General features: G+C 43.0%; 22 protein-coding genes and 1 tRNA gene. 14 read left to right on the top strand and 9 right to left on the bottom strand.

Annotation, left to right across the window (positions count from 1 at the left end):
* Positions 1-8: 8 nt before the first annotated feature.
* Positions 9-272 carry a hypothetical protein gene (locus tag ACLSSO_RS12580; protein ID WP_295903699.1) on the top strand — a complete coding sequence of 88 codons (264 nt, stop codon included), beginning with the start codon at positions 9-11 and terminating at the stop codon, positions 270-272.
* Between the two features lie 47 nt (positions 273-319).
* On the opposite strand, the gene ACLSSO_RS12575 is transcribed toward ACLSSO_RS12580, so the two are convergent.
* Positions 320-2,524 (bottom strand): copper-transporting P-type ATPase, encoded by a 2,205-nt coding sequence (locus ACLSSO_RS12575; RefSeq protein ID WP_413943018.1) that lies wholly within the window; start codon positions 2,522-2,524, stop codon positions 320-322.
* Between the two features lie 137 nt (positions 2,525-2,661).
* Here ACLSSO_RS12575 and ACLSSO_RS12570 point away from each other — a divergent pair, with 137 nt between their 5' ends.
* A complete protein-coding gene (locus tag ACLSSO_RS12570; protein WP_413943017.1) occupies positions 2,662-3,951 on the top strand; it encodes a hypothetical protein in 1,290 nt (429 codons plus the stop codon).
* A 3-nt stretch (positions 3,952-3,954) separates the two neighbouring features.
* Here ACLSSO_RS12570 and ACLSSO_RS12565 read toward each other — a convergent pair whose 3' ends face one another.
* The gene (locus tag ACLSSO_RS12565; RefSeq protein WP_413943016.1) at positions 3,955-4,467 is read right to left on the bottom strand and encodes a hypothetical protein; all 513 of its coding nucleotides are present in this window, start codon (positions 4,465-4,467) and stop codon (positions 3,955-3,957) included.
* Complete coding sequence (locus ACLSSO_RS12560) at positions 4,439-5,887, bottom strand: hypothetical protein (RefSeq protein WP_413943015.1); 1,449 nt, start codon at positions 5,885-5,887, stop codon at positions 4,439-4,441. Before ACLSSO_RS12560 ends, ACLSSO_RS12565 begins: the two co-directional genes overlap by 29 nt.
* 195 nt (positions 5,888-6,082) lie before the next feature.
* Between ACLSSO_RS12560 and ACLSSO_RS12555 the strand changes: the two genes are divergently transcribed.
* The 10 genes from ACLSSO_RS12555 (at position 6,083) to ACLSSO_RS12510 (ending at position 14,462) form a co-directional block, all read left to right on the top strand.
* Positions 6,083-6,159: transfer RNA gene (locus ACLSSO_RS12555), tRNA-Met, on the top strand.
* A 76-nt stretch (positions 6,160-6,235) separates the two neighbouring features.
* Positions 6,236-6,679, top strand: coding sequence for a hypothetical protein (locus ACLSSO_RS12550; protein WP_413943014.1), 444 nt, complete (start codon positions 6,236-6,238; stop codon positions 6,677-6,679).
* A gap of 225 nt (positions 6,680-6,904) precedes the next feature.
* Positions 6,905-7,330: a very short patch repair endonuclease gene (locus ACLSSO_RS12545; RefSeq protein WP_413943013.1), complete on the top strand. Its 426-nt coding sequence runs from the start codon at positions 6,905-6,907 to the stop codon at positions 7,328-7,330.
* 107 nt (positions 7,331-7,437) lie between these two features.
* The gene (locus ACLSSO_RS12540; RefSeq protein WP_413943012.1) at positions 7,438-8,472 is read left to right on the top strand and encodes a DNA cytosine methyltransferase; all 1,035 of its coding nucleotides are present in this window, start codon (positions 7,438-7,440) and stop codon (positions 8,470-8,472) included.
* Positions 8,473-8,547: 75 nt separating this feature from the next.
* Positions 8,548-10,662 (top strand): ATP-binding protein, encoded by a 2,115-nt coding sequence (locus ACLSSO_RS12535; protein ID WP_413943011.1) that lies wholly within the window; start codon positions 8,548-8,550, stop codon positions 10,660-10,662.
* 3 nt (positions 10,663-10,665) lie between these two features.
* The gene (locus ACLSSO_RS12530) at positions 10,666-11,838 is read left to right on the top strand and encodes a hypothetical protein (RefSeq protein ID WP_413943010.1); all 1,173 of its coding nucleotides are present in this window, start codon (positions 10,666-10,668) and stop codon (positions 11,836-11,838) included.
* A gap of 184 nt (positions 11,839-12,022) precedes the next feature.
* Positions 12,023-12,211 (top strand): hypothetical protein, encoded by a 189-nt coding sequence (locus ACLSSO_RS12525; RefSeq protein WP_413943009.1) that lies wholly within the window; start codon positions 12,023-12,025, stop codon positions 12,209-12,211.
* Between the two features lie 86 nt (positions 12,212-12,297).
* On the top strand, positions 12,298-13,428 hold the full coding sequence (locus ACLSSO_RS12520) for a hypothetical protein (RefSeq protein WP_413943008.1): 1,131 nt from the start codon (positions 12,298-12,300) through the stop codon (positions 13,426-13,428).
* A 315-nt stretch (positions 13,429-13,743) separates the two neighbouring features.
* Entirely contained in the window at positions 13,744-14,094 is a 351-nt protein-coding gene (locus ACLSSO_RS12515) for a nucleotide pyrophosphohydrolase (protein WP_413943007.1), read from the top strand.
* Positions 14,095-14,102: 8 nt separating this feature from the next.
* A complete protein-coding gene (locus ACLSSO_RS12510) occupies positions 14,103-14,462 on the top strand; it encodes a DUF6404 family protein (protein ID WP_413943006.1) in 360 nt (119 codons plus the stop codon).
* On the opposite strand, the gene ACLSSO_RS12505 is transcribed toward ACLSSO_RS12510, so the two are convergent.
* Positions 14,452-15,003 carry a GNAT family N-acetyltransferase gene (locus tag ACLSSO_RS12505; protein ID WP_413943005.1) on the bottom strand — a complete coding sequence of 184 codons (552 nt, stop codon included), beginning with the start codon at positions 15,001-15,003 and terminating at the stop codon, positions 14,452-14,454. The two genes, ACLSSO_RS12510 and ACLSSO_RS12505, sit on opposite strands and share 11 nt — an antisense overlap.
* A gap of 153 nt (positions 15,004-15,156) precedes the next feature.
* Here ACLSSO_RS12505 and ACLSSO_RS12500 point away from each other — a divergent pair, with 153 nt between their 5' ends.
* Positions 15,157-15,612 (top strand): hypothetical protein, encoded by a 456-nt coding sequence (locus ACLSSO_RS12500; protein WP_413943004.1) that lies wholly within the window; start codon positions 15,157-15,159, stop codon positions 15,610-15,612.
* Positions 15,613-16,008, top strand: coding sequence for a group II truncated hemoglobin (locus ACLSSO_RS12495; protein WP_413943003.1), 396 nt, complete (start codon positions 15,613-15,615; stop codon positions 16,006-16,008). It begins immediately after the preceding gene.
* Here the strand turns inward: ACLSSO_RS12495 and ACLSSO_RS12490 are convergent.
* The 5 genes from ACLSSO_RS12490 to ACLSSO_RS12470 all read right to left on the bottom strand — a co-directional run bounded on the left by ACLSSO_RS12490 (position 16,005) and on the right by ACLSSO_RS12470 (position 22,427).
* Positions 16,005-18,512: an ATP-binding protein gene (locus tag ACLSSO_RS12490; RefSeq protein WP_413943002.1), complete on the bottom strand. Its 2,508-nt coding sequence runs from the start codon at positions 18,510-18,512 to the stop codon at positions 16,005-16,007. The two genes, ACLSSO_RS12495 and ACLSSO_RS12490, sit on opposite strands and share 4 nt — an antisense overlap.
* Positions 18,513-18,621: 109 nt before the next feature.
* A complete protein-coding gene (locus tag ACLSSO_RS12485; protein WP_413943001.1) occupies positions 18,622-19,389 on the bottom strand; it encodes a protein-glutamine glutaminase family protein in 768 nt (255 codons plus the stop codon).
* Positions 19,390-19,452: 63 nt separating this feature from the next.
* Positions 19,453-20,286 carry a DUF6279 family lipoprotein gene (locus ACLSSO_RS12480; RefSeq protein WP_413943000.1) on the bottom strand — a complete coding sequence of 278 codons (834 nt, stop codon included), beginning with the start codon at positions 20,284-20,286 and terminating at the stop codon, positions 19,453-19,455.
* Between the two features lie 111 nt (positions 20,287-20,397).
* Positions 20,398-21,504, bottom strand: a complete 1,107-nt coding sequence (locus ACLSSO_RS12475) for a Rieske 2Fe-2S domain-containing protein (RefSeq protein WP_413942999.1) — start codon at positions 21,502-21,504, stop codon at positions 20,398-20,400.
* A 23-nt stretch (positions 21,505-21,527) separates the two neighbouring features.
* Positions 21,528-22,427, bottom strand: coding sequence for a trypsin-like serine peptidase (locus ACLSSO_RS12470; RefSeq protein WP_413942998.1), 900 nt, complete (start codon positions 22,425-22,427; stop codon positions 21,528-21,530).
* Positions 22,428-22,501: the final 74 nt, after the last annotated feature.

Below are 22,501 nucleotides of genomic sequence, written 5' to 3'. Positions count from 1 at the left end.
GTTATTGTATGTGCAATAAGTTTTTTTCTATCTTTGTTTTAATTACCGGTCTTTGTGGATGCGCCACGCAGTCGAAATCATCTTCTGAATTTGACACGGTAAAGTGCGGAACTCCTTATGAGCTTTTTAAGGATTCAGATAAGAATGGCGATGGAGTTGTTGAGTTCTCGGAATTAAAACCGGATCCTCGTTGTGTTGAGTATTGGAAGTCCTTTGATGTGAACGGCGATAAAAGAATCGAAGAAGAAGACTTGTTGAAAAGAGCTAAATAATTGTCGTGTCGTCGGGTGGAAGATGATGAGTCTTCGTATCAATCATGTTATTGGGATCCCTTATCTAGGTCGATAGATCGAAGTCTTAAGGAGTTCCCGATCACGGAAACAGAACTTAAGCTCATCGCAAGGCTTGCGATCATCGGACTTAAAAGCAGACCGAAGAAAGGATAAAGAACTCCCGCCGCGATCGGAACCCCAAGAGTGTTATAACCAAAAGCAAAGACAAGATTTTGCCTAATATTTTTCATCGTAGCTTGACTTAGTTTGTGGGCGCGTACGATTCCCGAAAGGTCTCCTTTGAGAAGTGTGACTCCCGCACTTTCAATAGCGACATCAGTTCCAGTTCCCATCGCAATCCCAATGTCAGCCTGGGCAAGAGCTGGGGCATCATTGATTCCGTCACCAGCCATAGCAACTCGTTTTCCTTGATCTTGGAGCCTCTTTACAATTTCGCCTTTTTGGTGAGGCAGAACCTCGGCTTCAACTCGGTCAATTCCAAGTTCGCGGGCCACGGCATTTGCGGTGTTGGGGTTGTCGCCTGTGAGCATAACAACTTCAACTCCTCGATCGTGGAAATATTTGATAGCAGGTTTGGAAGAGGTCTTGATCGGATCTTTCACCGAAATCACGCCTGCAGGTTTTCCATCAATGGCGACCAACATGGCTCCTTGACCGTTTGCCTGCAGATCTTTGGCAATCTGAATTAACTCAGAGGAGGCAATGCCATTTGTTTCCATCAAACGTCTGTTGCCAATAAGGACACTTCTTTCAGAGACTTTTCCTTTTACACCCATGCCGGTGACAGAATCGAAGTCATCCACGTTTACGATAGGGGCACCACGCTCCTTAGCTCCTAAGACAATGGCTTCAGCTAAAGGATGCTCGCTTGATTTTTCAAGTGATGCCGCAAATGAAAGAACTTCGGTTTCCTTGAAATCACCAAGCACTTTCACTTCCGAAAGTTTTGGTTTTCCCAGAGTAAGAGTTCCAGTTTTATCAACGACAAGAGTCGTTATTTTTTCAAGATGTTCTAGAGCTTCTGCATTTTTAATTAAAACTCCGTGAGTGGCCCCTTTGCCAGTTCCCACCATGATCGACATCGGAGTTGCAAGGCCCAGAGCACAAGGACACGCAATAATTAGTACAGCAACAGCGTTGATAATGGCGTGAGTTAGTTTTGGATCAGGCCCAATGAAATACCAGACAAGTCCCGTGATGAAGGCGATTAAAACCACAGCGGGAACAAAGTATGAAGAGACCGTATCAGCAAGTTTTTGAATCGGAGCACGGCTTCGCTGCGCTTGTGATACCATTTTTACGATTTGTGAAAGAAGCGTATCAGCACCCACTTTGGTGGCTCTCATCACGAAAGAACCTGTCGCGTTGACCGTGGCTCCTGTGACTTTATCGCCAACTTCTTTTTCAACGGGGATGGGTTCTCCTGAAATCATTGATTCATCAATAACCGATCTGCCTTCGGTGACGTCACCATCGGTGGGGACTTTTTCTCCGGGGCGAACTCGCAAAAGATCACCTGGGTGAATGGCATCAATCGGAACATCTTCTTCCGTGCCGTCGGATTTGATTCGTCGGGCCGTTTTGGCAGCCAAACCCAGAAGAGCCTTGATGGCATTTCCCGTCTGATTTCTTGCTCGCAGTTCGAGAACTTGTCCTAAAAGTACCAGTGTTGTGATGACAGCGGCTGCTTCAAAATAGAGTGGCACTTGTCCACCGTGTGCGAGCATGCTTTCCGGAAAGATAGATGGGAAGAAAGTCGCAATCACGCTAAAGACGTAAGCAACGCCTGTTCCAATGGCAATCAGAGTGAACATATTCAAGTTCCACGTTTTAATCGAAAGCCATCCGCGATGAAAAAATGGATAGCCTCCCCAAAGAACAACGGGTGTGGCAAGAAGCAGTTGAACTCCGGCGTAAAGCCAATGTGGAAGATTCATCTGAATAGGTTGTCCTGGAATTAAATCGGACATGGCCAAAAGAAGAAGGGGGGCTGTCAGAATCGTGCAGACTTTCAAGCGGTAAGTGAAATCCGTCAGCTCGAGATTTTCAGTTTCTTCAGCGCTGACTTCTACTGGTTCCAGAGTCATGCCACATTTAGGGCAATTGCCAGGTCCGACTTGTCTAACTTCCGGGTGCATAGGGCAAGTGTAAATGCGCTTATCCTCAATAGCGGGTGCTTGCTGATGATCATGATCATGATGTGGGTGATGTGCATGATTGTGATCCGCCATAAACTTTGCTCCTTAAATACGATTCTATTTTGCACCATTTTTGTTCAAGGTGTCCAATCGGTATTTTGGCAATCAGCTCAGGTCCCGCTGCGAACCTCTTAGTGATCATGAGATACTTCCTCGTCAGAGGAAAAAATATGCGCTGTTTGATCTTTCTTATTATTTTCGCGTTCATCACGAAGAGAGTCTTGGCTGAAGAAACTCACCACGAAATGGGGATGATGGAACATTCGCATATGTCTTCGTTATTCTGCGCTTCTCCGAATGAGTCTCTCGATCTCCTGACGGGAATGTGTTTGGTAGTTCCTACGGGTGAAAAAGAATTTGGAAGTTTAATGACTCACGGCAATTTATTTCTTGTCGGGATCAGTCAAGAAGGCCCAAGGGGGGAGGATAAATTCGCGGCACCGAACATGCTGATGTTCGATTATCAAAAGAACAACAAATCTTCCCACACTTTCGGAATCAACTTAATGCTTACTTTTGAAAAATGGACATTCCCGAAAGAAGGATATCCGGAGCTCTTTCAGATTGGAGAGAAAAATTCGGATGGAGAGCCGTATATTGATGCTCAACATCCGCATTCTTCTCCGGTCATGGGACTGACATTGAGTGATACTTATAGATGGGATGATAATTCCAAGGACCGCCTCAAAATCTTTTTTTCTCCTCGAGGACAAACGACCGAGGGGCCGATTGCATTTATGCACAGAAATACGGGAATGGTAAATCCGGATGCTCCACTAGGGCATCACGTTGGACAAGATGTGGGGCATATTTCGAGCACTGTTTTAGGAGCCGAGTTGTATAAAGAAAAAACGTCATTGGAGGTTTCAGCGTTTCACGGGACAGAGCCAGAGCCTGACGTTGTCGAACTTAAATTAGGAGCACTTGATTCTGGAGCCGCCCGCATCGGTTATCAGTTGAGCGAAAAAATGTTGGGATTGGTTTCGTTTGCTTATGTCCATCAGCCAGAGCCAGATGAAGAGCAAATTAAATTTTATCGTCGCTACTCTGTTTCTTTATATAACGAATGGCAGGTAACGGATTATTGGAAAGGCTACAATACGTTTATTTATGGTCGGGTTGAGAATTACGATCTTATCCCGGATCTTACTTCGTTTCTGGAAGAATTCGCTTTCTTTCGAAAACCCATGACGATCTGGGGACGAATCGAAGTTTTGCAAAGAACTCCTGGTCAACTGGCGGTCAGCGCCGATGATCTTGCTCATCCGGAGTGGATCACGGAGGCGACGCTTGGCTACAGCCATCACTTAGTTTCATTTGCGAATATGGATTTTCAAGCGGGTGTCTCGGTGTCAAAATACTTTATTTCCAATACTTTGACGGAAGCTTACGGAAATGATCCTTGGGCTGGCAAGATCTTCCTTCAAATCAGTGGAATGAAAATGCATCCTGAGAAATAAATATTAGTTGGCGCGTTTAAGAGCGTCGTTGATCACAAGCTCTCGTTCAATGCGATAGAAAATAATCTTCTCTTCAAGGCCATCGGATTCCATGGTTTCTGGTTCAGAAAAGAAATCTCTTAGAATTTCCATTCGCTTATCAACTGTCACACGCACAGATTCACGACCTTCGGTTTTTCCTTTGGCAAACGTCAATGTCAGTTTGTAGCGGATGCCACTGGAAGGTGGACGTTGTTCGTTCGGTGGAAGCCAGCCGTCGATGCCTTTGATGTATTCGGTTTCGATAACACCAGTGTCCTGATTTTCTTGAGCGATAGGATATTTAAGAACAGCGTGAGCGGCTCTCCACACTTGATCGTAGGTGGCGAAGAAAACTTTTTGTTTGTTGATTTGTCCCATGCGCGCATGGGCAGAAGGCTTTTTGTCGAACAAGCTGCACCCAAAAAGAGTGCAGCCTGTGATAATCACAAGTCCAAGAAGTATTTTTCTAGAAAGAGATTGAGCTGTGTGTAACATGTGTTGCGGCTTCGATCATAGCAGGTCCGAGGGCTGCTTGTGAAGCAGTTTGGCTGCCGACGAAGTTCACTTCCCAGCGTTTTTTACCAGGAATCGCAGAGTCACTTGGCCATTGGGGCAGTTTCATGCGCTCAAGCCAGTTTTGTGCGTATACTTCCCATTGCGCCATATAGATCTTCACTTTGGCGTTTCCTTGCTGAACTTCCTCTTCTTTAGAAAGTACAGAGTAAGTCGCAATCGGATTTACACCCGCAACTGAGTTAAACTTAGGCATCAAGACTTCATCGCCTGAAATCGTTGGATCAGGAATCAATGGAAGCATTGAAGGAGCCGCACCTGCTGCAAAAGGAAGCAGGGTCGCACTCATACGATCTCCGCCGCTCTTCATGTCTGCCGATTTCTTAAGGACACCCAAAACCAACTGTTCAGAGCCAGGAAGCGTGTTCAAAGCCATTTTCTGACCTTGAGGGATCTTCTTAACGTCTGTTGGGATTAAGTAACCAGATTGGTTCGCTACACCGACAGCGATGAACATTTCATCGGCGCGGAATTGAGGAGCCGTCAGATTTTTAGGCTCAGAGAAATTCAACTCGCGAGTCGGCATATCCAATTTTGTTTGGCCGGATTTGATTTCGATATCGCGAACAGCTCCGCCGTTGATTTTGAAATCATTGATAAGTTCATAGAACTCAGCTCCGCCGCGCAAAGCATCCACTGTGGATTTAAATGGGAAGCGACCGCGAGCTGCGAACACGCGATTTACGCCCGGTTGTCCGTAATAAATACGATACGTTGGTTTATCCAAAGTGATTGTGAACAAAGAATACTTTTCGCTTTGTTTTGGCAAAGAGATGTTAGCAGGAACATCGATATCTTGGCCCATCGCTGAAATACGATCGTACTGCGGGCTGATGACATTATTAATGTCAAAAGAGAGCATATCGAGTTTCGTAAACGCTGGCATCACAAGACCGAAATCGACGAAGCCGTCTTTATCTTGGATCGGAAGTCCTTGAGTTCCGCCACGCACTTCATGCTGAACTTTTGTTGGAATCGGGCGCAGTTTGATCGTCAAAGAACCCGGCTCCTGCGACATGTAAGTCGTGCGCAAGTATCCCGGAGCTTGAACTGTGACTGCTTGAGCCGAAGTCCATCCCGCAGGAAGCTCCACCTGACCATTTGCATCCGTTGTCAGGAAGTTGCCTGAAAAAGGAGCATTCAGAGCATCGCCGATCAAAATTTGAGCACCCGCAAGTGGTTGATCATCCATTGTTTTGATCGTGATAACGTTTGTTTGCTGAGCCCAAAACAGACTTGAAAGCGTCGTAGGCTCAAAGGAAGTTGGCTTTTTAGATTTGTCGTCCTTGGAACAGCCAATAAGTAGCGCTGGCACGGCAAGTGCCACCATTATTTTTTTCATATAAGTCCCCCTCCGTGGTTTTCTTACATCATCTGTAATTGCATGGCGGATTGAGGTGGAGGTCAAGACCTAAGACGAGGAAACTTTGGAATATTCAGCATATTTCAAAAAACGTAATTTAACGCAAAGCCCAGGATTGACATAATGCACGTCCCCAATTAAAAATCCTGCTTCACGCTTTTGCGTGATTCGTGTGGTGGGGTAGCTCAGCTGGTTAGAGCAACGGAATCATAATCCGTAGGTCGGCGGTTCAAGTCCGCCTCTCACTACCAAATTTTTTAAGAAGGCAGCCATTGTGCTGCCTTTTTTATTTTTCGCGGGCCGACACTTTCTGTTAGCATTTTCCGTATGTGGAATATCAAATTTAAAAAATCAGTGATCTTTGCATGCGTATTACTTCTTCAACCAATGATGAGCCCTGGCTCTTTTGCGTTGGCGAGAAGAAAAACTCCTCCGAAAGCTTTCAGCTTTATTGCTGAAGGTGGAAAAGCATCTCAAGGGGAGTGTGATGGAGAACGCAAAATTCCTCGCTTAAAACGTCTTAAAGAATTTGCCAAATTCGGTTCCTACATGGGTTCAGAGCTGCAAGAACCCGAGATCAAGGGAAAAGCTGATGAAGAGATGTGGAAGCATTTCTTTAGAGTGAAAGCTTCTTGTAATACGGTTTTGGCTAAGACTCCTTCATCTGTGAAAGATGAAACTTTGACGAAGACCAAGCAAGAGCTTCCTCCGGATGATTCTGATGAGTCGGATGAGAGTGGTGGTCAGAGTGATGGGGCGGATGCGGAGTAGCTTCGCATAAATGTGCTAATATTAACTTTAAAATCCCCGCTTCTTGCGGGATTTTTTTTAATTACAATGTTTAATAAAAAAGAAAGCTGTTAATCCAAATTCTCCCAGTCATAGTCGTTTGAGTGAGCTGTAAAAAAACAACTCGATAAATTCCAGTAAAGTTGCCCCAATTCGCTTTAGAATAACCTCAGAATATGAAGATATTTTTTACGGTCGGGAGACTATGTGGCGAAAATTCGCGGGCGAGTTTCAGAGAAGCGATCAAAAAATATGCAAGCAGTGAAGTCTAGGAATACAAAACCTGAATTACTGCTTGATAGGCTTTTGAAGAAGAATGGCTTCAAGTTTCGCAGGCATTCTCTAAGCTTGCCCGGTCATCCGGATTTTTTCAGTATTAAAAATAAAACTGTAATCTTCTGTGATGGAGATTTTTGGCACGGTAGATTTTTAAAGGAAATGCAGAATAAAAAAATGGTTAGAAAAGATTTCTGGCTTCAGAAAATAGGTGGAAATGTTGTACGAGACAAAAAAGTGACAAAAGAATTAAAAGATTTGGGTTTCGTTGTGATTAGAGTATGGGCATCAGATATTTTGAAGAGGCCAGAAAAAGTCTTAAGGCAAATCAAACTTGCAATGCTCGTTGATGAATAATGTTTCACTCTTGCCTTGCTGGACGATTGTCTGTAAATAGTAGAATCTGTTTACCTATCAATAGATGATTTGCACTATAAGAATATGCATCGTGTGAGGACAGCTGTATGAAATCATATCAATCTCGTTTTACATCTATTGATTTATTTTCCGGATGCGGCGGTTTGACCTTAGGGTTAAAAAAAGCTGGTTTTAATGTTTTGGCCGCTGTAGAAATTGATGACTTAGCCGCCGAAACGTATCGAGTAAATCACAAGAGTACGAAGTTGCTTCACCAAGATATTAGAACAATTGACCCTGCCGTGTTGAGGAAAGAGTTGAGGTTGAGAAGAGGCGAATTGGGTCTTATTGCTGGTTGTCCACCATGCCAAGGATTCTCTACTTTGAGAACCCGAAAAAAAAATGTTTCTGTTCGGGACGATAGAAATAACTTAATGTTTAATTTTTTAGATTTTGTTAGCGAGTTTCTTCCTAAAACTGTGATGATGGAAAATGTGCCAGGCCTTGCTAAAGGGAAAAGACTTGCAAAGTTTATTTCCGAACTAAATGGCATGGGATATCAAGTAAGATATGATGTTCTTGATGTGGCAAAGTTTGGAGTTCCGCAAAGACGAAAGAGATTTATTCTTCTTGCAAGCCGCGTTGGTAATTTAATTTTCGCTGATCCTGCCTCAAAAAAAGTAGTGGTTTCGGATGTATTGAAGGGGATTGAGAAACCGGAAAAAAGTAAAGATCCGGCTCACAATCATGGAGAAAAGAGATCTCCAAAAGTACAAAAAATCGTATCTTTAATTCCATTGGATGGCGGCAGTAGATCTGCGTTGCCCAAAAAATTGTTAATGGATTGCCACAAAAGAACGAACGGCTTCAATGACGTATATGGGCGTATGAAATGGAACGATGTAGCTCCAACAATAACAGGAGGTTGTGTTGAACCATCGAAGGGTAGATTTTTGCATCCAATGGAGAACAGAGCCATTACCATTCGTGAAGCAGCGCTAATTCAGACTTTTCCAAAAAATTATTTTTTCTCTATGAAAAGGGGCAAGACCGGAGCTGCACTCATGGTAGGAAACGCCTTGCCTCCTGAATTCATCAGAAGACAGGCTTTGCAAATTAAAAGATTAATTTCAAAAGAATAATTATTGTTGATAGTCCTTCGTCGAGACATACGCTTATTGTTTGTCGTAAGCATAAACAAAATTTAGCATATACTAATGCAACAAAAAATTATTCCATTTAGAATTCATCCTCGTGCAATTAAAGAACTTGGCGAACGTTTAGTGACCGATGACTTCGTGGCACTTTCTGAGCTCGTTAAGAACTCCTATGATGCTATGGCTAAAAAGGTCACTGTTCGCTTTGGCGAAGATTCGCAAGGCAGTTTTATCGAAGTAGAAGACGATGGATATGGGATGTCCGAAACGTTAATTCGCGAAGTTTGGACGGTTCTTTTTACTCCATATAAAAAGATTTTAGCTGCGAAAGGACAGAAGGGAAGAGCTCTGTCCGGAGAAAAAGGAATTGGTAGATTGTCGGCAGCACGTTTAGGAGGAGAGCTTGAAATCTACACTCAGGAGCAAGGAAAGAAATGCATTCAACTGCTTTTGGATTGGAGTAGTTTGGATTCTCTCGACTCCCCCTCGAACTACACAGATTTCGACTTCTCTGGATTCGGTGTTGTGATTGAAGAAGCTGCGGCATCTCCATTTTTAAAAAATTCGCACGGTACATTGATTAGACTTTCCAAGCTTAAACGAAAAGATTGGCTTTCCAATGAAGAGCTGTTTGAGCAGATGACGTCCGAATTGAGTAGGATCCGACCTCCTCTTAGAAGATATGAAGGTTTTGATATTTTTGTAGAACATCCTGTGTTTTCGCCTTCACCGCTATGTCTCACGGATAATGCACCTTCATTTTTGGATAAACCACATTACTTCCTCAAGGGTAAAGTTGATGAAAGAGGTCAAGTAAAAGGGAGAATGCTTGTCCGGAAGAGAGGAATTAACGACGAAAAGTCGATTAATGAGAAGCTTGAAGCCTGGAGCGATCACGCATCATGCGGGCCATTTTCTTTTGAGTTTCGCGTGTGGGATTTAGATTCTGATTCAATTAAAGATATTGGTTATGAATATAAATTAGGAAACCGAGAAGTTCGAGATGCAATTCGCTTGAATAAAGGTGTTTCCCTGTATAGGGATGACATTTTAGTTTTGCCTAAGACAGCTGGTAACGACTGGCTTAAGCTTGAGCAGAGACGTGTTAGTCGCGTTGGAGATAAGTTGTCCTCCGCGAATATCATAGCATTTGTTGATATTGGTATAGAAACAAATCCAGAAATCAAAGATACGGCAGATAGGGAAGCTCTTGAAAGCAATCCAGCCAGTGCTCAATTGACGGCGTCACTTATTGAGATAATAAAGATCTTAGAAGACGAAAGAAAAATATATAAATTTAAATCGGAAGGAACGCAGTCTTTTTATAACTTACTTGAAAGTGAAAAAGTAATTTCCACCTTACAAATTATTCGTGATTCAATCGAAAATGAAGAAGAAAAAGAAAGAGTAATCAAAAACTTCGAGATACTTGAAACGGAAATACAAAAGCAAAAGGATACCATCGCTGAAAGGTTGGGTTATTATAGTCGGCTTGCTTCTGTGGGAACAATTGCTTCATATATGGCTCATGAAGTACGCAACTCGAGCACGGCAATCTCCGCCAGTAATCGTGAGGGGAGAAAAGCTCTCGAAGTTTGCGATTCTAAAGACAAGGAAGCCATTTTAAAACGGTTAGACACATCCGATAGAGCGCTAAGTTCTTTAGAAAGTCTTTCTTCGGCGATCTTGCCATTAGCGGGAGCAAAGTTCCGCAGAAAGGCCGGACAAAAAGTTGCATTAGATAAACTTATCGATAGCTGTCTCGATGCTAACCGAAAAGTCATTGAGAGTTCCAAGACGGAAATTATTCGTTCAGGAACAAATATCGAATTGGCAATGACAGAAGGAGAGCTTTTTGTCTTACTTCAAAATTTATTTCAAAACTCTCTCTATTGGCTGAGTAAAGTTGACAAGGAGCGAAGAAAAATTCACATCAGAGTCGGTCAGCAGATTGATAATTTTGTGACCATATACATCGAAGATAGCGGAACAGGGATCAGAGAGGATTTTTTGGAAGCTGTCTTTATGCCTGGTGTAAGTTCGAAGCCAGACGGCACTGGGATGGGATTAACGGTTGTTGCAGAAATATGTGAAAAATATCGTGGCTCAGTTTCTGCAGGTAATTCAAAAAAATTAGATGGAGCCAGCTTTAAGCTAGTTCTTCCTTTGGAGTAACGCGTGAATATTTTTTGGATAGAAGATGAAGTCGAGAATATAGTTGATACTTTTAAAGCAACTTTGAAAGACTGCAATGAGGATCAAAATTTTGTAATTCATGATTCAAATGATTTTGAGCGTGCGAAACTCAATCTCGACAGGCTTAAATTTTCAATTTTGATTGTTGATATAAAAAATCAGAATACTAATGAGCGTGACGGCAACACAATTCTTGATTATATTTTTAAGAATGAGATCTGTCCGGTTATTGTATATACATCTTTAGACAAGTCAGACATAGACGAAAGAATAATGAGGCATCCGCTTGTTGAATATGTTCAAAAAGGCGCTGGGTCGGACCTCTCGCTCTTGGCTAAATTGAAGGAAGTCGAACAAAAAATTGGATTTTTGGAAGACGCAAAGAGAATATTTAAAGACATTAACTATAAGCTTTTGATGGATTGGTATCCAAAGCTTTCCGAAGTGACCTTAAAAAACGAAGAAAGAGCGCGGCTGTTTATGCGGCGTTTTGCGGCATCTCTCGATTTTACTGTTCATTTGAGCGAAAATTACTTGAGTCCATGGGAGATATATTTATATCCACCTATACCCGATACGAGTTTATTAACTGGTGATATACTATTGAATAAGACCACTTTATCTTATGTTCTTGTTTTATCGCCTTCGTGTGATCTTGTAAAAGAAAGCGGTCGTAGCCCTAAAATTGAAAACGTTTTGGTTGCCAAGCTCGATACAGTTCCAGATTTATTAACTGGTAAACCCGAATTCAAAGATGCTCCGAATGTTGATAAATTGGCAGATAGAATTGGTAGCCACCGTCAAAAGGAGCCTGAGGGCGGACGAATTCTGTTGCCTAGGTTGCATGATCCAGATTTGCCTGGCTTCTTGGTTGATTTAAAAAAATTGAGCTTACTTTCTTGGGATCAAATTACACTCGGTGAGTCAGTTGATGGGAAGTATTCAAGGGTTGCTTCAATTGATTCGCCGTTTAGGGAGAATATCTCAAGTTTGATTGCGAAGGACTTCGGTCGCCTCGGATTACCTGATTTGGACATTAAAAAATGGGCAAATGACTTATGGCCATTTCATCCAAGAAATGCGGCACCTGCTGTCGCATCAGCTTCAACAGCGACCGGAGATCAAGTCGAAGCAAAGAAAAAAATAAATAAATAAAAGTTAACTAGACAGATAAGAATTTTTATATATGAAAAACGACATCAATCAAAAAATGATAAATGTTTTATTTTTGTTTTATAGAATCAATATAAATGTCTAGAAAATTTTCTATCTTCAATATTATGAAATAAATCGATATTCCTGCGTTAAACTAAGAGCTCTTAATTCGTGGAGCTTACAATTGAAACATTTTTTTATAAAAACAAAAAAGCGGTTTATTGCAATTTATGGTCTCATCAAAGAACTAGATCAAATGCCCATGCGCCGACTGCAGGGGGAGTTCTACGAAGAAGAACGCAAAGAACCCCGTGTTCGTCGTAAAAACAATGTGAAAGTCGAAGACCTCTTCCCGAAAAAGTCAGAAGACTAGGATGCGTTGCGCCTTATAGGCTCAATTCCTTTTCATTTAAATTTGCTTGTTGAATTACCGGCCCGATTCTGGAAAAAGCTCGGGTCATGAGAGCAAAGTTATTCTGTCTTTTTCTAGGTATTGTTTTATCTGTTTCTCAGGTCCAAGCAATGAGTTTGAACGACCTCACGATTCTTCTTCCTCTTCCCAAAGAAAAAGAAATGTCCTTGATGTTAAGTCCTGAAGACAAAGGACCTCAAGGGGCATTGCTTGCAAAAAAGACTTATCAAGAAATCGTGCAACTTGTTCCTGAAGTTCCAAATCACATTACATGGAGAAACTCTTTAAAAGTTGTCGGCATCCGCATTGATCCTTGTTTCACAGAAGGTGAGGGGCCGCTTGAGTGTCGCCATCAAATTCGTCTGATCTGGCAACCAGTATTCCACGCAGATCAAGCGGCAGACACTCGCGATGCAGCCGTGCATAGCTTTTACGAGTTCGATGAAGAGACATTCAATCAACTTTGGAAAGACTGGCAGAAACTTTCTTCAGGCTTATCAACAGATGCACTACAAATCCATCCACAAATGAAAGCCGAAGGACTTAAAGGTCCTTACTGGAAATATCTAAGAGCTTTAATCCTAAATTACTGTGGAGAGAAAAATCTTATCCGCATGACAGCTATGAACGTTATGTCAGGCGAACAGCTTTGGATTTTTTCAGGTTTTGATATCGAAAACGGCCAACCAAAACCAATGACCATTCCAAGAATTAAAGGAAGAACTCAAGGAGTCATTCAAAGCTCGTCGCAATTCCAAAGCTTCACGGGTGGAATGATGCCACCTCCAGAAGCTGATCTTGAATTTGCAAAACTTGTTTCTGATTCTTCAACGACAAAGAAAAAGTTCACAGAAGCGCAAATCAAAACTTTGATGGGAAAAGTCCAAGAATACGAAAACCCAGAAAAGCACAATCCAGGAACACTGGACTGCGCGAGTTGCCATTTAGCGAATACGGCTCATCAATGGGGAGAGTTGAACTTCAAACAATGGGACTGGAAAAACGAATTTAAAAATATCGCTTATCAAAGCTCGTGGAATCTAGAAAATACCAGCAAAGGCCCTTTAAGAACAAATCAGCTAAGAGCCTTCGGCTACTTTATGGCGTGGCCAGCGATTTCCCAGCGTGTTGTTAACGAAACAGCGGCCGTTGCAAGCTATTTACAGTCTATGAACTAGCCTTTTCTACAGCAGTGACGAATAATTAGACAGTTATTCATGCATTTTGCGCATATTCGAATTTGCTGAATGAGGGAATTAAACTCCTCAACTTTTTGTTATTATACTCCGTATGAAGCAATAACAAAAAAAGGAGGCTTCCATGATGAAACTGATTTCATCTCTAAAAGAAAAAATCTTCGGTAACTCACTGAACGATCTTGAAAACTCAACAGTTATTTCCTGCTTATCTCATTTGGAATAACGAACCTCCGAGGCTTTAAGCCTCGACGAGGTGACCTTGTAGAATTCAGAAAAAAAGCATATCCTCAACTCATGACAGATATGCAAACCCTCACAGCGCTCATCAAATCCTTCTGCGAAGCCCGCGATTGGGACCAGTTCCACCCACCGAAAGATCTTGCCATCGGCATGTCCACTGAGGCCAACGAGTTGCTCGAACTTTTCCGTTTTAAATCCGATGCTGAAGTTCAGGAAAAGATGAAAACGGCGGAGTTCCGGCAAAAAGTTTCTGAAGAGCTTGCTGATGTCTTTTTCTTTGTTCTAAGATTTGCGCAGATGAACTCCATTGATCTTGCTGAGGCGTTGCAAAATAAAATGCAGAAGAACGCTGAAAAGTATCCGGTGGAAAAGGCCAAAGGCTCTAACAGAAAGTACAACGAGTAGGAAAAATCATGTCACCACTCACGCATGAACAAAAAGTCACGATCTTTAAAGCCTATGCGCAAGAAAAGAAAATGCCCCGAGCTTATACCACAACACCGACAGTGATGTTCATCAGCATGGGACAAAACGTTCCGCCGATCATTTTCTGCAAGATGTGGCAAATCGCTTTATCCTTAGGCATCAACTTCGCAGTCGGGTGGGGACTTGCCATGCACTTTGTTTCTTGGCGTCGTCACAATATGCCAGTTACGATGCAAATAGCCGCTGCAGTTTTCGCAGGAACACTCTTCGGAATCTCTATGGCGATCTACTACAAAAGCCAAAGAAAGAAATACGGTCTGACAACATGGGAAGAGTTTAAGGGGTAAGCTCTAATCCCATCTGTTTGTCGAAAGCCTTACGGCGTTCCGAATCAAAGAAATATTTAAGCTCCACCAATAAACGAAAACGCTCATGCAGAAGCATCGAGCTAATCACAAAACCTTTTTTCAATTTCGGAATAAGAACCGCTGCATTGTTCGGATGGTGAGTGCTGGTAATAACTTGAAATCCATCGGCGTGGAGCTTTTCTAAAACCGCCGTCAAAAGTTCAGCATAGACACCTTGATTGCGATACTTCAAAAGCACAGCCGAGTTTTGCATATAGTACGTTTCAGCATCCGTCGAATATCCATAGTGCCACCCAACGACTTCATTTCCAGAGTAAACCACAAAACGAAGCTGGTAACGAACCATGCTCTGCTGACGCTCTTTGATTTTCGCCTTTGAAGAATCATCAATCGTCCACTGAGGTTTTGCGTCGGTGCGGTTACTAAAGGCTTGCTCGAAATGTTCATCCAAGGCTTTCCAAAGTTCTTCTTGAGAAACCTCTTTAATCACGTAACCGCTTTTAAGATTCTTGGAAAACACGGGCGAAACCTCCTCCGAAAACATGGATAAACTTTAACCTTAGACCCAAGAAAGTTGAATAAAAAGTAAAACTAATTGACACCCCGACGCCTCGATCCTACCGACCCCTAATATTTGTCTTTCAATTGCAAACAGACATTTTATAATAAGCTTATGGTAGGCACAGTTATATCCAGTGTGGTTCTAGTGGTAGGCCTTCTTTTTATCATCGTTCGTCCGATCTGGCGCTTAACGCGCAGTCCGCTTTATTGGGACATGGGGATCGGAACGGGAGCGGTCATTATCTTTCTCATCTACATTATGACAGCGGTGGTGACTCCAAAGATGATTGAAGAGGATCTCGCCAAAGAACCCTGTGGTTCACGATCGCCGCAAGGCGCCTGCTACAAACTTGAACCTGACTTATGCAAAACAATCTGGGATAAAGCTATCGGGGATTGCAAGCAAGAATTGGCTGACGTTATCAAAGCTCGTCCGACGGGATTGATCTGGCCGGCTCTCAGTCGTTGCAGCGCTCGCAAGATGGATAAGTCTGTGCGCTTTAACCGTGTGCAATCCGAAACAGATTATTGCAAAGCTTACTTTAGTTATTTGGAAGAGAAACACTAAGTGGATCAAAAACAACAAACGCCCTACGAACTTCTTGGCGGGGAACCGGTCTTAAGAAATCTCACAAAACGTTTTTACGAAATCATGGACACCTTGCCAGAGGTAAAACCTCTGCGCGATATGCATCCCGAAAACTTAAGAGGCTCTGAAGAAAAACTTTTTATGTTCTTATCAGGCTGGCTTGGCGGCCCGGGGCTTTTTGAACAACGCTACGGTCATCCAAGACTGCGTGCGAGGCACATGCCCTTTGAAATCAGAAAATCCGAACGCGATCAGTGGATGATTTGCATGGTTCAAGCTTTTGACGATTTAAAAATCGCAGAGCCACTTAGATCAGAACTTTTGCATTCTCTTTTAAGACTTGCCGATCATATGCGCAATCAGGAAGAAGCTTAGTGCGTCGGTTTATAACGACCCGTAAGCTTGCAAATAGTTTTCACAAGCTGTCTTCCTTCCACAGGTTTCGCAAGATGTTCCTGAAAACCTGCTTGCAGAGCCCGATCATGATCCTCGCCATGAGCGTAAGCCGTTAGGGCAATGACAATCGTCCGTCCTCCCATTTCAGGAGGAAGCTTGCGAATCATGTGAATCAAATCATAACCGTCCTGCTCGGGCATGCCGATATCCGTGATCACAACATCAGGACGGTTCTTGATTAAAGACTTAAAGGCTTCAGCAACGGAGGACGCTGTATAAATTTTCGCACCGGCTTTCTTTAAAAGCGTGCCTACCAAAATTTGCGCGTCGGCTTGATCATCCACAATTAAGATATTTAAGTTTTTAAGAGGCGTCTTCCCGGCAGACACTTCGTGATCATCTTTGGGTGTGGGACGATTTTTTAAAGACGTCATTGGTAAAATCACCGTAAACGTGGCCCCTTTGCCTTTTCCTTCGCTGGCCGCCTGGATATTTCCGCCATGGGCTTCAACAATACTGCGAGTGATAGCAAGGCCCAATCCTAAACCGCCATATTTCCTTGTTGTAGTGGCATCTTCTTGACGAAAGCGTTCAAACACATATGGAAGAAAGCTGGGATCAATTCCTTTTCCAGTGTCCCGTACAGTGATCTGCGCGTTGGATTCGGCTTTTGTTAAGGAAACATAAATCTTTCCGTGACGAGGAGTGAACTTCACCGCATTAGAAAGTAAATTCCAAAGAACTTGTTGCAAACGAGTAGGGTCGCCTGCGACAGGTCCAATGTCAGTTCCTATATTTTCAATGACCTCGATGTTTTTGGCACTCGCCGCAGGCAAAATAGATTCCACTGACAAAGAGATAATATCCGCCATATCAACCACTTCCATATTTATTTGCACTTTACCTGTGATAAAACGAGAAACATCCAGAATGTCACTCACAATGTGCATTTGAGCTTTGGTGTTCCGATAAATCGCTTCGATGGATTTTCGTTTTTCATTTTCCGTTAAGTCCTCATCATGAAGCATTTCACTGTGGCCCAAGATCACATTCATCGGCGTGCGCAGTTCGTGAGAAATCGTCGCTAAAAATTCATCTTTTAAACGATTGGCAGTTTGTGCCTGTTCATACAATATCTGTTTTTCGGTCACTTCTTGAGAAAGCTGTTTGTTAAGATTTTCCAACTCTTCCGTTCGTTCTTGGACTTTCACTTCAAGATCTTTTGAAAGCTGAGTGAGTTTGTTTTCAGCCCAACGACGTAAAACGAATAATCCTAGTCGTTTTCCGATATCATTCATAAGATCTAAAACCTGCACTTCAGACGGCAATGCACTTGTATGATGCACTAACAAAGTTCCAATAAGCTCCGTACCTTCGTAAATCGGGCAATACAAAATTGTCTGAATTCCATTTTGTTTTAAAAACTCTGCCCGTGGCATATTGCGTCCTGGGACGGATATCCATAAAGAAGTGGTGATTGTGGAGACAGTGCCGACCATACCTTCCTCACGGGAAACTTTAACCGAAGCATTTGCCGCTTTAAAATTTTCCTCTAGCTCTGAAGATAAAGACCAAATCCCTACGCAGCTTAAAAATTTCCGCTCTTTGTCAACAAGCCAAAGTTCAGTGACGGGCCAATTGAGTCCTGAGCCTACTGCTTTAAGGAATGGCGGGATGGCCTCTACTAAATTATGTCGGTCAGTTAAAATACGGGTCACCGAATACTGAATAAGACTCAATTGCTCTGCTTTTTTTCTTTTCGTGATGTCGTGAAGAAAAGCTCCAAATATCACGAAGTCTTTTTGCTGAATTGGATAGACAGTAAGTTCCACAATCACTTCGTGACCGTCTTTGTGTATGGCAGGCACTTCGATGCGGTTATTTAAAATAGGTCCTTCGCCAGACGCCAGATAACGACGCAGTCCCTCGTAATGCGCTTCTCGGTATTTTTCAGGAATGACAACTTCCGCAATAGACTTTCCCAAAACTTCTTCACGCGTCCACCCAAAAGTTCTCTCTGCTTGAGGATTCCATTCCCGAATGTGGCTGTCTGTATCAATAGCGATAAAAGAATCATGCGCAGAGTTGATAATGGCTCGAGTGCGCTCTTCACTTTCGCGGAGAAGTTTTTCGCGTAAATTCCGTTCTTCGATTTCTTTTAGAAAATGGGCCTCGGACCGTCTTTTAAGAAGACCCGCGACGGTCGCAATCGCGGGAAAGGACACGATCCACATAATTAACCGTCGAGTGCTTTCATCGTCAAAGGTTCCGTTATCAGAGAGAAAGTAAGCGAGGTAAAGCCAAGCCATGACACTTGTGAAAAGTCCTGGACCGATGCCTCCATAGAAACAATTAAAAATGACGGCTAAAACAAGCAAAGACGCCGGATTCGGCAGATAGTATACAGTACCTTCTGTGACATGCGTCAGAAGGGCAATTGCTAAAATTAGAAGGATGCCTGACAAATAATGGAGAATCCGCACGTTCGTCTCCCTAAAACATCTCTAGGTTTAACTATCATCCTATTGGGGGAAACCTTAAAGAAAAAATGTCTACGTTAAGGCATTGTCACGAATGTCAAAGGACAAGAAACTAGTAACCGGGCATGGAGTTTAATTTATCTTCCATCAATTGTTGCTGGAACATCCACTCTTCTTCGCCATGAGGATCTTCGCTATACTTTTTAAATTCGCGCAAGGACTCTTGATTGGATTGAGTGAATTCTTTATCACGAGGATCTACGCGCAAACGGCCGTCGACATCGTACTGGTTCGCCGGAGTGAACTGCAATTTTACTTTCATGGCTTTGTTGTGCTTAGACATATCTCCCACCCATTGAGAAGTGGGAACAGCTTTCGCTTCCATCGAAGGATCAATCGTGAAAGGAATAAGCTCACCATTTTTTTCAATAAGAACAACTGGTGCAACGTGATACTTCCAACGAATGCGCTCATTCTTTTTCTTGGGATGAGGAATTTCCAAACGAGGAGGTTTGTTTTCATCTACCGAAGCAAATCCTTTAAGCGGCGTGATGCCCTTTAATAACATCAAGCGCGACATTTCATGAGCCCGCTGTTCGCAACCGGCCAAGGAAAAATCATACGGAATGTCTTTTTTGTTTTTAAGTTCCGTAAATAAAGCCTGCGCATCTTCTTCAGACATTACGGTTGCCGGAGTTCCCTTGTAATTGACTAAACGGGCTGACGACGGCGTCAAATTTTCGGCATCACAAGGACGGGAGTCAGAGCGGTTCAAATGGCGAAGGGTTTTATCCAAACCTGTAGCAAAGGACTTTAAATCGTCCTTTGCAAAACTTGCTGATGAAAGCACAAAAATAAAAAGAACCGCAAAGATTTTCATCACGGTTCTTTTCGGAAGATTAAAGAGAAAAAATAACGGAAACAGTGTTTTAAAACGAGACGATTACGAGCGTCGGCGAATCTTTTCTAGCTGAGCGACCTTTTCTTGAAGGTTCTGAAGAAGTTCTTTCTTCTGTTCAGAGTTAAGGCTTAAAAGTATTTTCACCACCAGACCTTGTAGGTCTTTTTGATAATTCTTAAAGGCCGCCTGGTAAGCAGGGTCATTATAGGATTCAGGATGCGCATAAAAATCCCGGACAAAAGCTTTCATGCTTTCCGGAGTTTTACACTCTTTGGTGAACTTCTGAAAAACCCATTCCTTGTTTTTGATCTTCAGCTCCAAGGGGAATGGGGAGTTTTGAATATGCTTTTCAATCAACAACTTTTGCGAATCAGTCAGTGAACCTAAAAACATATTAAAGTACTTGTAATATTTTTCTTTGTACTCTCGTTGATACCTTTTCGTATCACGGAATTTCTTTAAATCCTCTTCATTCTTTTCATGAAAGGCTTTTGAGAAGTAAGCCAGTTGCTGAGGATCTGTTGAAGAAATAAAGTTCACGGCTGTATCGGTAAAATAAGAAGTGAAATGCTCGACATTTCTCATTACTAACGAAAATACGCTGGAGATCTTATTTTCATTTAATTTGTTTTGAGCAATGTCCTGTTCAAGTTCTTTGGCATTGTTGATCCAATCAGGAAGAACAGCGGTTTTCATTTTTTCGAAATCTTGTTGCAGCGATTTTTTTAGCGCCTTGCTTTGCTTGGAAGAAATATCAAAATAATCGTCGACTTTAGAAGCAATAAAGGTGTCAGCCCAATTGTAGGCAATATCCAGTCGTGAGCACGCGGTCAGACAAGAAAAGCTCACGACAATCATTAACAAAATTTTTTGCATGCGATTCTCCTCGAAAATTCAGCCTAACAAAAAATCTCAAGCTGAAGCGTTTTCGCATGAGGAACAAGACTTTTTTCTGGGGATAAGCGAGGAGTGCTATTAATTTAAAAACTACTTTTCGTGGTGCTTTTCCGCGTCGTAAGCTTTGCGGCCCGCACGGTGAACGATTTTATAAGGTGAACTGGCTTCAATCAAGGCTCCTGATAAATCCGCACACCGATCTAACAGCTCTTTCGCGGCATCAACCAACGCGTGACTCTTTTGCACGTAACGAACATTGTGCTCCATGTTTTCCATGCTCCACCCCAAAGAGTGCGCAATAAAAGGAAATGGCGGCAAATGAAATCCTAGCTCCGCAAAAAATCCCATGAGATGACCCGCCACAGATTGCACATTGTCTTGACCACCGGTGATGATAAACCCTGCAACCTTATCGCGAATAAGCTGGTTGTTGCGAAGAGTGATTTGATTTTGGATGCAGTTAAAGCGTTCGGCCATTTTATAGTACAAAGAACTTGCAGAACCCCAACGGATCGGTGTTGCAATCAACATCACATCGGCCCAATAAATAATATCTTCGTATATTCGATCGAGCTGATCATTCGGATCCATTTGCGTGATAGAGCAAGGCCATGTGCACGCATGCGAGCTTTTCGAATAAAATCCTTCGCAATGCCGGAACTGCAACTCACGGATTTTTTCTAAACGCGTTTCATATCCTAATGTCGCCCCGTATTTCAAAGCTTCTTCTAATAATAATTCCGAAGTAGAGACACGCGGATTTTTAGTATCCATCACCGTCGTTGAAATTCCAACGATGCGCAAAGGTCCCGGTGCTCGTCCTAGCTGACGAGTCAGGGGGTGAGAAGCATGATGCGATTTGTGACGAGACGTACCTGCGGCACGATCAATCCAAAGCGCGCCGTCTTCTTCTTTCACTGGATAACTTGGCACACGGTCCTGCTCAAAGCCGGGCTCACCCTGTCCTGTTTTGGTGTGAAACTTGTAGTAGTGCCAGGGGCAAACGACATAGTCGCCTTCAAGACGACCGTCTCCCAAGGGTCCTCCTGCGTGATTGCAGATTCCAGAGATCGCGGTGAACTCACTGTCTTTATAAATCAAAGCGATTTTCGTGCGATTGATTTCCAATTGTTGAAGAGGTTTGAGTTTTAAAATTTCAATCGCATCCAGTTTTTGCCAGTTGGATTTTTCTGTCATAAGGAGAGATTATCGAGCGAGTGTTAAAAAAGATACGGAAGAATTCTTGTTATTCGTGTGACATCTTCACCGCGGCATTCTGTGTCCTTACAACGATGTGAGACGGTGCAAGATCCATGGTGCTCAAAATCATCGTCACCGCGGACTAAGATTCCTTCAACAACACCGGTCTTAGAGTTAAAGACGGCAGAGCCTGAGTTGCCTCCGTAGGTATCTAAGTTGGCAACAAAATACTGATCTGGTTGCGCGCTACGAACCTTCGCACCGGCAGCAACCTTGGTGGGTAGGCCAACGGGATGTCCAATGACGACCAAAGGATCACCGACTTTTATGGCTCCTCTTTGACGAATTTTAAGAACAGCATGATTGGTGACAGGACGATTTAAACGGACAAGCGCAAAGTCAGAACCACTGGCAAGAACCTCTGTATGAATCACTTCAGCACAAGAGTAGATTTCGGAGTTGGCAATCTCTCGCGGCAAAACACCTTTTACTTTCACCGCGTAACCGAAGACAAACTTCGTTGAAGCGCAATCGCTGGCTGAACGGACACAGTGTCCCGCGGTGGCGATGATGTCAGGAGCAACAAGAGAACCCGAGCAAAACGCCGCATTTTCCTGTTCCCCGAAACGTTCCGAGGAACACAAACCATACGTTTCCTTAAAAGTCTTGGAAACAATTCGCGACGTGTTTGCTCCGGTTTGTATTGAGCTGGCCTTAATGAGCGCAACCGTGGATTCGGCCAAGCGTTTTTGTAACGAAGAAGTCACTTCATAAACATCTTTACGATCATCCGAACCATAAATCACTTTTTCGTCGATAGTCTCAGAACCTTCTGTGGGAACAGATTTTAAGGCGGTGTCCTGAGCTTGGCAGGCCGCGAGCAGGAGGACTAATAGAAGCGTGTTTAATTTTTTTAACATCGAGTATTCCTTCTCTTTTTGGTCGGGACATCTTGTCCGCCAATCATAGACACGAGACTCTGTCGCTTCGGTTA

It is taken from the genome of Bdellovibrio sp. HCB-162 (assembly GCF_047344985.1).
Lineage (GTDB): Bacteria > Bdellovibrionota > Bdellovibrionia > Bdellovibrionales > Bdellovibrionaceae > Bdellovibrio.
The sequence above is the reverse complement of the archived record's forward strand: the minus strand, read 5'-3'. Positions and strand labels throughout refer to the sequence as shown.